The 12,985-nt window shown below is 71.6% G+C and carries 11 protein-coding genes and 2 pseudogenes; 7 read left to right on the top strand and 6 right to left on the bottom strand.

Features of this window, described 5'->3' with window-relative positions:
* Positions 1-239: 239 nt before the first annotated feature.
* From AB0M62_RS16155 to fdhD, 3 genes and pseudogenes are all read left to right on the top strand, one after another.
* Positions 240-868: pseudogene (locus AB0M62_RS16155) on the top strand (2-dehydropantoate 2-reductase); the annotation flags it as partial.
* A pseudogene (locus AB0M62_RS16150) lies at positions 867-995 on the top strand (Fe-S-binding domain-containing protein); the annotation flags it as partial. The pseudogenes AB0M62_RS16155 and AB0M62_RS16150, both read left to right, overlap by 2 nt.
* A gap of 25 nt (positions 996-1,020) precedes the next feature.
* The gene (gene fdhD / locus AB0M62_RS16145; RefSeq protein WP_366074824.1) at positions 1,021-1,869 is read left to right on the top strand and encodes a formate dehydrogenase accessory sulfurtransferase FdhD; all 849 of its coding nucleotides are present in this window, start codon (positions 1,021-1,023) and stop codon (positions 1,867-1,869) included.
* Positions 1,870-1,959: 90 nt separating this feature from the next.
* Here the strand turns inward: fdhD and AB0M62_RS16140 are convergent, their stop codons facing one another.
* Together AB0M62_RS16140 and AB0M62_RS16135 are read right to left on the bottom strand one after the other, a co-directional pair.
* Positions 1,960-2,973 (bottom strand): NADP-dependent oxidoreductase, encoded by a 1,014-nt coding sequence (locus AB0M62_RS16140; protein WP_366074823.1) that lies wholly within the window; start codon positions 2,971-2,973, stop codon positions 1,960-1,962.
* Between the two features lie 158 nt (positions 2,974-3,131).
* Positions 3,132-3,542 (bottom strand): (2Fe-2S) ferredoxin domain-containing protein, encoded by a 411-nt coding sequence (locus AB0M62_RS16135; protein ID WP_366074822.1) that lies wholly within the window; start codon positions 3,540-3,542, stop codon positions 3,132-3,134.
* A 39-nt stretch (positions 3,543-3,581) separates the two neighbouring features.
* Between AB0M62_RS16135 and AB0M62_RS16130 the strand changes: the two genes are divergently transcribed.
* Positions 3,582-4,184 carry a hypothetical protein gene (locus tag AB0M62_RS16130; protein WP_366074821.1) on the top strand — a complete coding sequence of 201 codons (603 nt, stop codon included), beginning with the start codon at positions 3,582-3,584 and terminating at the stop codon, positions 4,182-4,184.
* 90 nt (positions 4,185-4,274) lie between these two features.
* Here AB0M62_RS16130 and AB0M62_RS16125 read toward each other — a convergent pair whose 3' ends face one another.
* Positions 4,275-5,297 carry a bile acid:sodium symporter family protein gene (locus AB0M62_RS16125; RefSeq protein WP_366074820.1) on the bottom strand — a complete coding sequence of 341 codons (1,023 nt, stop codon included), beginning with the start codon at positions 5,295-5,297 and terminating at the stop codon, positions 4,275-4,277.
* A gap of 184 nt (positions 5,298-5,481) precedes the next feature.
* Between AB0M62_RS16125 and AB0M62_RS16120 the strand changes: the two genes are divergently transcribed.
* On the top strand, positions 5,482-6,372 hold the full coding sequence (locus tag AB0M62_RS16120; protein WP_366074819.1) for a LysR substrate-binding domain-containing protein: 891 nt from the start codon (positions 5,482-5,484) through the stop codon (positions 6,370-6,372).
* Positions 6,373-6,578: 206 nt separating this feature from the next.
* Positions 6,579-8,405, top strand: a complete 1,827-nt coding sequence (locus AB0M62_RS16115; protein WP_366074818.1) for an AMP-binding protein — start codon at positions 6,579-6,581, stop codon at positions 8,403-8,405.
* Between the two features lie 116 nt (positions 8,406-8,521).
* On the opposite strand, the gene AB0M62_RS16110 is transcribed toward AB0M62_RS16115, so the two are convergent.
* Complete coding sequence (locus tag AB0M62_RS16110) at positions 8,522-10,270, bottom strand: hypothetical protein (protein ID WP_366074817.1); 1,749 nt, start codon at positions 10,268-10,270, stop codon at positions 8,522-8,524.
* Position 10,271: 1 nt separating this feature from the next.
* The gene (locus AB0M62_RS16105; RefSeq protein WP_366074816.1) at positions 10,272-10,727 is read right to left on the bottom strand and encodes a hypothetical protein; all 456 of its coding nucleotides are present in this window, start codon (positions 10,725-10,727) and stop codon (positions 10,272-10,274) included.
* A gap of 232 nt (positions 10,728-10,959) precedes the next feature.
* On the opposite strand from AB0M62_RS16105, the gene AB0M62_RS16100 reads away from it, so the two are divergent.
* A complete protein-coding gene (locus tag AB0M62_RS16100; protein WP_366074815.1) occupies positions 10,960-11,268 on the top strand; it encodes a hypothetical protein in 309 nt (102 codons plus the stop codon).
* A gap of 86 nt (positions 11,269-11,354) precedes the next feature.
* On the opposite strand, the gene AB0M62_RS16095 is transcribed toward AB0M62_RS16100, so the two are convergent.
* Positions 11,355-12,764, bottom strand: a complete 1,410-nt coding sequence (locus AB0M62_RS16095; RefSeq protein ID WP_366074957.1) for an MFS transporter — start codon at positions 12,762-12,764, stop codon at positions 11,355-11,357.
* Positions 12,765-12,985: the final 221 nt, after the last annotated feature.

Genomic DNA, 12,985 nt, shown 5'->3' with positions numbered 1-12,985 from the left:
CCCTCTCATAGGAAGTCAGGACCACCCAGTCTTGGCTGCTACCAACCGGTACGACGGCAAGTGACCCGACAGGAATCACACCCCGGACTTTGGAGCTTCCCCAAGGTCGGCGACTGCGCGTGACCAGCCGTGCCGACCCTTGACCCACTCAAAGGCATACTGTAGACAATATTCTGTCGACTCATTGGCAACCTGTCCGCTCCCGCCTCGCTCGGTCGCTCCACCGAACGGAGAGCCACGTGAAAGTCGCAGTTGTCGGCGCCGGTGCGATCGGCGCGTACGTCGGAGCCGCGCTGCACCGCGCCGGCGCCGAAGTCCACCTCATCGCCCGCGGCCCGCACCTCGCGGCCATGCGCCGCGACGGCGTACGGGTGCTCAGCCCGCGCGGCGACTTCACCGCGCGGCCCGCCGCCACCGACGACCCGTCCGAAGTCGGCCCGGTGGACTACGTGTTCCTCGGCCTGAAAGCCAACTCCTATGCGGCATCAGGCCCCTTGGTGCACCCTCTGCTGCACACCGGTACGGCGGTGATCGCCGCGCAGAACAACGGCATCCCCTGGTGGTACTTCCACGGCCTGTCCGGCCCGTACGCCGGCCGGCGCATCGAGAGCGTCGACCCGGCGGGCCGCGTCAGCGCCACCCTCCGCCGGAGCGCGCCATCGACTGCGTGGTCTACGCGGCGACCGAGATCGAAGGCCCGGGCGTCGTACGGCACTTGGAGGGCACCCGCTTCTCCATCGGCGAACCGGACCTGTCCGTCTCCCGCCGCTGCCTCGACTTCAGCGAGGCGATGCGGGCCGGCGGGCTCAAGTGCCCGGTGGAACCGGACCTCCGCAACGACATCTGGATCAAGCTGCTCGGCAATCTGCAACCTCACCCTCCACGTGCAGGAGAATGAGATCGTCAAGGTCACATCGCCGCACGACAACCCGGTGACCCACGGCAACCTGTGCATCAAGGGCCGCTTCGGCTTCCAGCACGTACAGCAGCGTTGAGACGAAACGACTGGGGCTGATCATCATGGGACGGGTCACCGAGCGCCGCCGCGTCATCCGCATCAGGGACGGGGCCGTCTCCACCCGGCCCGACACCCTCGTCGCCGAGGAGCCGCTCGAGATCAGGCTGAACGGCAAACCGCTCGCCATCACGATGCGTACACCGGGCGACGACTTCGCCCTCGCCGCCGGATTCCTGGTGAGCGAGGGCGTGCTCGGGGCCGCGGAGGAGCTGCAGTCCATCGTGTACTGCGCGGGCGCCACGGCGGACGGCTCGAACACGTACAACGTGGTGGACGTACAGCTCGCTCCGGGCGTCGAAGTCCCGGACATCACACTGGAGCGCAACGTCTACACGACCTCGTCGTGCGGCCTGTGCGGCAAGGCGAGCCTCGACGCCGTACGCACCGTCGCCCGGTTCCCGGTCGACGACACTCCCCCGGTCCGACTGGAGCCCGCTCTGCTGGCCGCCCTCCCCGACCGTCTGCGGGCGGCACAGCGGGTTTTCGACCGGACCGGGGGGCTCCACGCGGCCGCGCTGTTCTCCCCGGAGGGCGAGCTGCTCGACGTCCGGGAGGACGTGGGCCGGCACAACGCCGTCGACAAGGTCGTCGGCCGGGCTCTCCAGGACTCCCGGCTGCCGCTGTCGCGGTCGGTGCTGCTGGTGTCCGGACGGGCTTCGTTCGAACTCGCCCAGAAGGCGGTGATGGCGGGCATCCCGGTGCTGGCCGCCGTCTCCGCCCCGTCCTCCCTCGCCGTCGACCTCGCCGCCGAGACGGGCCTCACGCTGGTGGGGTTCCTGCGCGGCGCGTCCATGAACGTGTACGCGGGCGAGCACCGTATCGCCCTGGCGGCTGCGGCCGCTCAGGGCTGACCGGCGCCGCCCGCTGCACGGGGGCCGGGTACCGGCCGGCGGGGAGCGCCCCCTGCGCCGGCCGGGCCCGGGCCGTCGGGTGCCCTGCGGTCACTCGCCGGCGATGCGGAGGACGAGCTTTCCGTGGTTCTCGCCGCTGAACAGCCGCAGCAGCGTGTCGTGGAAGGAGTCGACCCCGCCGTCGACGACGTCCTCCAGCGACCGCAGTTTCCCCTCCGCCAGCCACCCCGCCAGCTCGGTCACGGCGTCGCCGTACCGGTCGGCGTAGTCGAAGACCACCATGCCGGTCATGGAGGCACGGTTCACCAGCAGGGACATGTAGTTGGCCGGTCCCTTGACCGGCTCCACGCTGTTGTACTGGGAGATGGCGCCGCAGATGACGATGCGGGCCCCGCGCGCCAGCCGGGTCAGCACCGCGTCGAGAATGTCGCCGCCGACGTTGTCGAAGTAGACGTCCACGCCGTCGGGCGCCAGCTCGCGCAGCGACTTCTTCACGTCGTCGGACCGGTAGTCGATGGCGGCGTCGAAGCCGAACTCCTCCACCAGCATGCGGCACTTGCGCTCGCCGCCGGCGATGCCGATGACCCGGCAGCCCTTCAGCTTGGCTATCTGGCCCACTATGCTGCCGACGGCGCCGGCGGCGCCGGACACCACGACCGTCTGGCCGGCCTCGGGGCGGCCGATGTCGAGCAGGCCGAAGTAGGCCGTCATGCCGGTCATGCCGAGGGTCCCGAGGTAGACGGGCAGGGGTGCCAGCGCCGCGTCGACCTTGATCACGCCGCGCCCGTCCGAGACGCAGTACTCCTGGACTCCGAACGCGCCCGAGACGTGGTCGCCCTCGGCGAAATCGGGGTGGCGGGACTCGATGACGCGCCCGACCGCTCCGGCGCGCATCACCTCGCCGATCTTCACCGGCGGAATGTACGACTTGCCCTCGTTCATCCACCCGCGCATCGCGGGGTCGAGCGAGAGCTGGAGGACCTGCACCAGCAGCTCACCCTCGGCCGGCTCGCCGACCGGCTCCTCGGTCCGCTCCCAGTCCGTGGGCCGGGGCAGCCCCACCGGACGTGCGGCCAGACGGACTTGCTGGTTGATACGGCTCATGCGGGCTACTCCTCGACTGGGGTTACCGACTGGTCGGTATGGCCTCCGGAGAATCTAACCTCTGGCCACCCCCGCCGACAACGCCCCCACGGCGCCGGCGCCGGCGCCGGCCCAAGGCTCCGGGGCCGGCGCCCGGGCGAGCCCGCGAGACCGCGCGGTCACCGACGTCCGCCCCGGCGGCGCGCCCCGGAAGGCGCCGGGATCACCTGGAGCGTCAACGTGAGCGGCGGTTCCGACTCGCCGGGTCCGCCGGCCGTGGCCCAGGCCAGAATGTCGTCCGTGCTGTCGTCGTCGAGCGCCCAGCCGACCCAGACGCCCCGGCCGCCCTTCTGGCGACCCGCCGAGGACGGCTGGACCACGACGACATTGGCCTGTCCGCACGGGCCGAGGCAGTCGCTCGTACGGACGGCGAACCGCCCGCCCGAGCCGGCCGCGGCCGCCCGCATCCGCGCCAACTGGCCTGCGTGGTCAGTGCCGGGGTGCTTGCGGCGATCGCCGCAGCAGCAGCCGCGGCACACCACGACGGTGCAGGGGCGCTGCCTGAAGGACCGTATGAAGGTGTTCGTCACCCCACGATCTTGTCAGGGGGTGACGGTACGGTCGGAAGCGTGACCGGGGAACCGACCGCCGAACAACGCCGGGTGCTCAGCCGAGCCGGGGCGGACAGCGGGCTGCTCGACGGCCCGGGCCCCGTACTGGCGGCGCTTGTGGCGCGAGGCCTGGCGGTCCGCCATCCACGGCCGCCGCACCGGCACTTCCTCACTCCGGCGGGACGGCGCCTGCGTGAGCAACTGGTTGCCCTGGCCGCGCATTCGCCGGCGCCGCAGACGGCGGCGACGTCCGGTGCGTTCGCCGCCCGGACCGACACCGAGTCCGTGGAGTCCCAAGACCCCGCGCGGCTGCGAGAGGTACGCAGCGCGTGGGCGGGACTGCTGGAGATGCGGCGCCTGACCAACCCGGCCCGGGCCGTCGACCGGCCGTGCGACTGGGAGCGTGGCCATCTGGTCCAGGCGGCGGCGCTCGCTCTGGAGGCAGGGGTCGGCACGGGCTACCGGGTGGGCAGCACCGCCCAGCCGGAGGCGGTCCGGGTGGACGGCCCGCGCCTGGCGGAGTTCGCAGCCGCGCTGGAGGCGGCGGGATGGCAGGCGTCCGTGCACCTGGACCGGCGGTCCGGCATCCGGTACGTGCTCGCGTCGCCACGGCGGAAATAGAGCCTGCCCGGGCACGCGCTGCCCCGGTCTGCCTTCAAGACCGGGGGCCGGCCTGGCTGGTTCGGATACCGAACGGCTGCCGCGGCTGGTTCAGACGCTGACCGGCTGCCGCTCCGTGGCCGCCGGTTCCGCGGTATCCGCCGCCGCCGCGTCGCCCGAGCGGCGCTTCGCGATCACCGCGCACACCATCAACTGCATCTGGTGGAACAGCATCAGCGGCAGCACCGCGAGGCCCGCCTGTGCCCCGAACAGCACACTCGCCATGGGCAGTCCGGCCGCAAGGCTCTTCTTCGACCCGGCGAACTGGATCGCGACCCGGTCCGCCCGGCCGAAGCCGAGCCGCTTCGCGCCGTACCAGCTGATGGCCAGCATCGCCCCGAGCAGTACCGCCTCTGCGCCGAGGAGCGCGCCGAGCCGGACCACGCTCACCTGGTGCCAGATTCCCTGCACCACGCCGGCGCTGAAAGCGGTGTACACGACGAGCAGGATCGACCCGCGGTCGACGTGGCCGAGGACCTTCTTGTGGCGGACCAGGAAGCCGGCGACCAGGCCGCGCAGCAGCCGGCCCGCGACGAACGGCGCCAGCAGCTGGAGCACGATCCTCAGCAGCGAGTCCGCCGAGAAACCTCCCGCGCTGCCGCCGATCAGCAGAGCCGCGAGAAGCGGAGTCACCAGGATCCCGGCGAGGCTGGAGAAGGAGCCGGCGCAGATGGCCGCCGGGACGTTGCCGCGGGCGATCGAGGTGAAGGCGATCGAGGACTGGATGGTGGAGGGGACCAGGCAGAGGAAGAGGAAACCGCTGTACAGCTCCGGCGTCAGCACGTACGGGACGAGGCCGTGCGCCGCGAGCCCGAGCAGCGGGAAGACCGCGAATGTACAGGCGAGCACGGTCAGATGAAGCCGCCAGTGCCGCAGCCCGTCGAGGGCCTCGCGGGTGGAGAGCCGTGCGCCGTAGAGGAAGAACAGCAGGGCGACCGCGCCGGTGGAGGCGCCTCCCGCGACTTCGGCGGCGCTGCCGCGGGCGGGCAGCAGAGCCGCCAGGGCCACGGTGCCGAGCAGGGCCAGGATGTACGGGTCGATCGGCAGCCTGGACGGCGGCTTCAGGCGGGACATGTGCTCACTTGCTCTCGGGCCGCAAAGCGGGGCGGGGCGGGGGGCGGAAGGGTGGGTCCGGATCGTGTGCGGACCGGGTCCGGATCACGCGCTCCCCATCGTCCTCCTCCTCCTCGTGATCGGGAATCCCGTACACCGTTCTGACTGTCATCACGTATCGCTATGACCGGGCTAGCCTTGAGGCATGTACGACCCGGCACAACTGCGTACGTTCCTCACGGTGGCCCAGACGCTCAGCTTCACCCAGGCCGCGCGTCGTCTCGGGCTGCGCCAGTCGACGGTGAGCCAGCACGTCCGCCGTCTGGAGGCCGCCACCGGGCGGCAGCTCTTCAGCCGCGACACCCACAGCGTGGAGCTGACCGAGGACGGCGAGGCGATGCTCGGGTTCGCCCGCACGATCCTGGCGGCGAACGACCGGGCCGCCGCGTTCTTCACCGGGACCCGGCTGCGCGGCCGGCTGCGGTTCGGCGCCTCGGAGGACTTCGTCCTCACCCGGCTCCCGGAGATCCTCACCGCCTTCCGCCACGACCATCCCGAGGTCGACCTCGAGCTCACCGTCGAGCTCTCGGGCACATTGCACGAGCGGCTCGCGGAGGGCCGTCTGGATCTGGTTCTCGCCAAGCGGCGCCACCCGCGGGACGAACGGGGGCGCCTGGTCTGGCGCGACCGCATGGTGTGGATCGGCGCGCCGGGGCTGCGCCTCGATCCCGACCGTCCGCTGCCGCTGATCGTCTTCCCACCGCCGGGCATCACCCGGGCTCGCGCGCTGGACGTGCTGGAGCGGCACGGCCGCACCTGGCGCATCGCGTGCACGAGCGGCAGCCTCAGCGGGCTGATCGCGGCGGCCCGCGCCGGCCTTGGCGTGATGGCCCATACGCGGGGGCTGATCCCGCCCGGGCTGGTCCGCGTCCCGGACCGGGTGGGACTGCCGGAGCTGGGCGAGGTGGAGTTCGTCCTGCTGCACGGCAGCAGGGACGCGGCGGCACAAGGGGCGGCGGACGCGCTGGCGGCGGCGATCCTGGCGGGCGGCGACCGGCTGCATCGCGGACAGGGGCCGGCCGTAGAGCGGGCGTGACCACGTCGTACAGATTCGGTGGAGATTCGGCCGCGCCTTGCTTACTCTCCGGTCAGGAACTTGCTCCATCGACCGCACGTGCGACCGCACTTAGACGGCTGACCTGTGCGAATGTCCCTCGCACGCGCCGCTGCGAGGCTCTCCCGCCGGGCCACGCCGTGGGGTACCGTCACCGGCGCTGTGCGGAGCGCCACAAGGAGCAAGTCTTGCGCGAGTTCACTGCCCCACCCGTGGCGACGGCGCCACCGGCCGGCGGGCTGGCCGACGCCGTCTTCGACCATGCCCGGCTGGACCCGGACCGGGTCGCGTTGGGGCGGAAGGACGAGCAAGGGAACTGGCAGGACGTCACCTCCGCGCAGTTCAGGGACGAGGTGCTGGCCGTCGCCAAGGGGCTGCTCGCCCACGGCGTACGGTTCGGCGACCGCGTGGCGATCATGTCGCGCACCCGTTACGAGTGGACGCTCTTCGACTTCGCTCTGTGGTCCGTCGGCGCGCAGCCCGTGCCGGTCTATCCGACGTCATCGGCCGATCAAGTCTTCTGGATGCTGTACGACGCGGAGGTCACCGCCTGCGTGGTCGAGCACGAGGACCACGCCATGACCATCGGCTCGGTCGTGGACCGGCTGCCCCGGCTGCGCAGGCTGTGGCAGCTGGACGCCGGCGCGGTGGCCGAGCTGACCGAGGCGGGCGCGGACATCGACGACGACGTGGTGCACCGGCACCGCAGGGCGGTCACCCCGGACTCGATCGCCACCGTGATCTACACCTCCGGGACCATGGGCCGCCCCAAGGGCTGCGTGATCACCCACGCCAACTTCATGTTCGAGGCGGACACCCTGATCAAGCGCTGGGAGCCGGTGTTCCACTCCAAGCCGGGCGACCAGGCCGCCACGTTGCTCTTTCTGCCGCTCGCCCACGTCTTCGGGCGGATGGTCGAGATCGCGGCCATCCGCGGCCGGGTCAAAATGGGCCACCAGCCGGTGCTGGCGGCGGCTGCGCTGCTGCCCGATCTGGCGGCGTTCCGGCCGACGTTCATCCTGGCCGTCCCGTACATCTTCGAGAAGGTCTTCAACGCGGCGCGCCGGAAGGCGGAGGCGGCGGGCAAGTCCGGACCCTTCGACAAGGCCGTCGAGGTGGCCGTGCGGTACGCGGAGGCGCAGGAGCACAAGGCGTTCGGCACCGGACCGGGCCCGTCGGCCGCGTTGCGGATGCAGCATCAGCTCTTCGAGAAGCTCGTGTACGGCAAGGTCCGCGACGCCATGGGCGGGCGGGTGCGCCATGCCATGTCCGGCGGCTCGGCGATGAACCGCCGGCTCGGGCTGTTCTTCGAGGGTGCGGGAGTCACGGTCTTCGAGGGGTACGGCCTGACGGAGTCCAGTGCGGCCGCCACCGCCAACCCGCCCGAACAGACCCGGTACGGGACGGTGGGCAAGCCGATCCCCGGCACCTCCGTGCACATCGCGGACGACGGGGAGGTGTGGCTGCGCGGCGGCCATGTCTTCTCGGGCTATCTGAACGACCCCAAGGCCACGGACGCGGTGCTGCACGACGGCTGGCTGGCCACCGGGGACCTCGGCAGCCTCGACGAGGACGGCTATCTCACGATCACCGGGCGGAAGAAGGAGATCCTGGTGACGTCCGGGGGCAAGAGCGTCTCGCCGGTGGGGCTGGAGGAGCGGGTCCGGGCGCATCCGCTGGTGGCCCAGTGCATCGTCGTGGGCAACGACCGGCCGTATATCGCGGCGCTGGTGACGCTGGACCCGGAAGGCGTCGCGCACTGGCTGGCGATGCGCGGCAAGTCACCCATGGAACCCGCCGAGCTGGTCAGGGACCGGGAGCTGGAGACGGAGGTCCGGCGGGCGGTGGTGGCCGCGAACACCCTGGTGTCGCAGGCCGAGTCGATCCGCACATTCCGGATATTGGCGCACCAGTTCAGCGAGGAGCACGGGCTGCTGACGCCGTCCCTGAAGCTTAAGCGCAGGGCCATCGAGAAGGCGTACACCGCTGAGGTGGAGGCGCTCTACCACACCTGACGGATGCCCGGCAGGGCACTCCGGTCTCCCGCCCGGCCCGCCCGGGCCCGGCCATGAGAGCCTGCCGCCACAGGTGCCGCGTCCGTCGATGCTGACGGCCGGCCCGGACACGCACTTCAGGTCCGCTCCCTGGTGGGCTCGACAGTCACCGTGCTGCCCTTCGGCGTCAGCTTTCCGTCCGCGTAACTCCATATGTCCGTCGCCCGGCCCGAGGGGCAGCAGTTGGCGTCCGCCGACCCGTAGAACGTCTCGTCGGCCACGATGCGGCCGCGCCCGATCCGGCGGACCTCGATGAAGTTGGGCGGCTCACCCAGCCGTTCCTGCTGGCTGGTCAGCGTCCCGATGAGCTTCGGCCGCCCGCCGAGGCCGTCGAAGACCATGACGCCCATCGCGGTCTGCCCGGCGGCCGTGGAGTCGTGGTTCGCACACATGACGGGCAGGGCCGCTTCGTCGCGGCCGTCACCTGTCAGGTCTCCGTGGACCACCTTGTCCGTGAAGGCGTACACGTCCTGCGGGAAGTTGTCCTCGGGTCCGTCGAAATCCGAGGGGACGTTCACCGCCACGCCGTTGCGGAGCCGGATGGGGCCCGGTGAGCGGCACAGTCCGCCGGGGATCTCGGCGTTGCGCCAGTCCACGGTGTGAAGGTCCAGCAGGCTCCGGCCAGTGATGTCCTCGCTGATGACTCCAGTGGCGGTATTGGTGAGTTGGATCGTCCGCATGAGGCTGCTGTGGAAGCAGGGCATGGCCCCCACTTCCCAGATCGGCCGTGGCACGTCGGAGGACGCCACCAGGTTCAGCCGCAGCGCGAGGGAATCACCCGAGCTGCGGACCGCGTTGAGTTCGTACGAGCAGCGGGCGGCCTGCTCCTCGTCCGCGGCGGCGAGCGCCGAGCCACGGCTCACGATCATGTCGCCCATCGGCACGTCGACGTTGCCCCACGGCCGCAGGCCGAACCAGCCGATCCCGTCCGTCATCATGTGAGTGTCACCGGCGAGCGCCGCGAGGTGTACGGAACGAGGGAACGGCTTCAGCGCTCGCAGGTCGGCGGAGCCCGCCCGCAGCGCGCGGCCCGCCGTCGAGTCGAACGAGGCGACGCCGTCCGGCAGCACGTCGCAGAGCGAGCCTGTGGTCAACTGCCGGGAGGTGGCCTCGCCACAGAAGGCGAGCAGGGTGCGGAGCACCGCGAAGGCGGGTGAGCCGGTGGCCCCGGCGAGCAAGTCCGCCGCCAGTGAGCCTTCTTCCGGCGTGCCGAAGGTGACAACCGTGCTGACCTCGTCCGTCCGGTCGCGGCCGTCCTTCGCGCGGTGGGTGAGCGCCCAGCGGGCCACCAGACCGCCCATGGAGTGCCCGACCACGACGGCCTTCTCGCCGCTCGCGCGGAACAGGCAGTCGAGGGCCTCGCCGAACGCGGGGCCCAGCTGCCGGTCGTCCACCCAGCGGCCGGAGTACTCGTGGTAGTCGAACGTGTAGACGGCGGCGCCCGGGATGCGCTGTAACTGGCCGATCAGGGAGCGCTTCACGTCGGCCTTGCCCCCTGCGACGGTGGTGAGGTCGATCAGGTGCGAGAAGGCGCCGTCGCGCTTGTCGGTGTGGGCGGACCGGCCCGTCCAGCCGTGGATCATGACAACCGGCACGTACCTGCCGCGCGCGTCGAGCCGGGACCGTACGTGCGACCCGTCGGGGTTCTTGTCCCCGGCAAGCGACCTGGCGTACGCGAGGGACGGGCAGCGCACTCGCGCGGGATCGGCGACCCGTCCGGCGGCCTGCGTCATCGGGGCGTGGCCCGGCAGCAGACAGAGGAGCAGGGCGGTCACCAGGGCGGCGAGTACGCCGCGTCGCGCGAGCGCCGCGATCGGGTCGGCCATGTCAGGACGCCCCGTCCTTCACCGGGATGGTGGCGGCCACTTTCCATCCGCCCGGCTCGTGCACGACGACGACGGCGTAGATGGTTCGCGCGCCGCCGCGCGTCACCGTTGCCGTGATGACGCCGCCGCCGAAGCCGTCCGGCCGCCAGCTGTCCGCCGCCGCACGCACGGTCGCATCCGCCGGTACCGCCCGGCGGGCGTCGGGGCCCACGGTGCTGGACGACGGGACGGCGGCGCCAGGGTCGTGGGGGAGGGCTGCCAGCATCCGGGCCACGTCCTGGGCGTCGCGCTGCCGGGCATCACGTTCTCGCTGGCCGGACGACGGTGCCGCGGCCGGGCTCCCGCCACGAACCGGCGCCGGCTGGTCCCGGCCGTACATCCACCATGCGGTGAACGCGAGCAGCGTGGACGCCACCACCACGACCTGTACGAGAGTGCGCCGTGCAGTCCGCGTCATCCCGATCGTCCCCCCAGCCCCGCCCTGGTCCCGGCGGGCATCCACCGTACGGCGGTGGGCGTGGCCGACATCGCGGAATCGCCAAATGCCGGGATGTGTGCGGTGCACGCCGTGACGCGGACGGCTGGATGGGGATCAGCCCGAGCGCGGGGAACAATCCGGCACGGTTGCTAGTTCAACTACATGCGGGTGCCGGCGGTGGGACTGTGTCCCCGGGCCTCACCTATTGCCCATGAGGAAGATCGTTCGGCTGAAGCCTCATGGAGCCTTTCGCCGAGAGGCGACCACCATCACCGGTATCCGCACCCCAACCGCCCCCGATCAGCGCTCCCCCGGCCTGGTCGGGGGCTTCTGCGTGGACGGCCGCTTTGACGGCCCTGCCGGAGGACCGGCGGACCGCAGGACCGGCGAGGCAGGGAGGCTGCCCGCGTCAGCTTCGCGCCTTCGCCGCGTCGTACGCGTCGCGCGCGGCCATGACCACCGGGACGCCTCGATCCAGCGGACCAGCCCCCACACCCGGCCGCTGCGGCCGCCGTCCTGACCGGCGAGGCCAGGAGAACAAGGGACGGTGACGCTCGTTTCGTGTGCGGTGGTGCCCCGGAGCGTCGGCGACCGGTGGGCAGGCCTTCAGTCGGCGACATGGCGGGGTGCCTTCGGCGGGATGCAGAAGAACGCGAGGGCGGCGGCCGTCAGGTACGCGGCCGCGCCGATGGCCATGCTGGTCCGCAGCCCGGTGGTGAAGCCTGCCGTGGCCGCCAGCAGGGAGCCTCCCAGCGCGACGCCTGCGGCGCTGCCGATCTGGCGGGTGGTGTTGAACAGGGCGGAGGCGGTGCCGGAGTACTCGTCCGGGGCGGCCGACATCACGCCGGCGGTTGTCCCGGTGAGGGCGAAGGACGTGCCGAAGCCTGCCGCCATCATCGGCGCCACGATCAGGAGGTAGTCCGGGTCCGGCCCAGCCGCGGCCCAGCCGGCCAGGCCAGCCGCTCCCAGGAGCATGCCGGTGACCACGAGCGGGCGGTGTCCGGTGCGCCGTGCCAGTCGCCCGGACAGGACGGAGGCGAACGTGGTCATGGCCACCGCCGGGAAGAGGGCGATCCCGGTGCGCAGCGCGGTCAGGTCTCGCTGGTGCTGGAAGTACAGGCTGGCGGTGAAGATCATGCCGTAGAAGGCGAAGTTGAACAGCAGGCCGATGGCCGCTCCCCCGCTCATCGGACGGGAGCGCAGCAGCTGCAGGGGAAGTACGGGGGTGCGGGCCAGGCGCTCGCGCAGAACGAACGCGGCGGCTGCCAGCAGGCACAGACCGGCCCCGGTGAGGATCAGTGGGTCCGCCCAGCCACGTCGTCCGGCCTCGTTGAGGACGGCGACGAGCAGAGCCACCATGGCGACGAGCGCGCACTGGGCCGGCCAGTCCACGGGGCGGTCCGTGCGCCGGGCCGAAGCGGGCACGCGGCGCAGCGTCAGCAACAGGCAGGCGCATCCGATGGGCAGGTTGATGAAGAACACCCAGCGCCAGCCCACGGTGGTGACCAGGAGGCCGCCCAGGAGGGGGCCGGCGGAGGCGGCGATGCCTGCCATGGAGCCCCACAGGCCGAAGGCCCGGGAGCGCTCGGCGGGTGAGGGATACGCCTGCTGGAGCAGGGCGAGGGAGCCGGGCACGATCAGTGCCGCGCCGAGCCCTTCCAACAGCCGGGCGGCGACCAGCGTCCCGGTGCTCCCGGCCAGTCCGCAACCGGCCGAGGCGGCAGTGAACACCACCACCCCTGTGCAGAAGATCCGGCGGTTGCCCAGCCGGTCGCCCAGCGCGCCGCCGGTGAGCAGCAGGCCGGCGAAGATCAGGGTGTAGCCGTTCGTGATCCACTGGATCCCGGTGAGCGAGGCGGAGAGCTCCCGTCCCACCACCGGAACGGCGACGTTGATGACGGTCACGTCCAGGATGACCATGAAGTAGCCCGCGCAGACCGCGAGAAGCGGGGCCAGGCGCCGGCCCGAAGCCGCAGGCCTGTCCGGTTGATCGGCCTGGGGGCTACCGGCGCGCATCATGGCGACACGGTATTCCAGGAACGAAGGCCCCCGTGGCTTGAGCAGTCCAGCCGCGTGCCGAACTCTGTGGCGCGCCTGCGGACGTGCCCTGTGACGCGGCTGTGACAGTCGGCGGACACCGCCGTGAAGTCGCCCGAGCAAGCTTTTCAAAGAGGACAAAACAGCCGCATTCGGGCATATGTCCCCTGCTTCCGAGGGCGTGAGCAGTGATGACCGAG

Source organism: Streptomyces sp. NPDC051219, from assembly GCF_040682335.1.
In the GTDB taxonomy this organism is placed as follows: domain Bacteria; phylum Actinomycetota; class Actinomycetes; order Streptomycetales; family Streptomycetaceae; genus Streptomyces.
The sequence above is the reverse complement of the archived record's forward strand: the minus strand, read 5'-3'. Positions and strand labels throughout refer to the sequence as shown.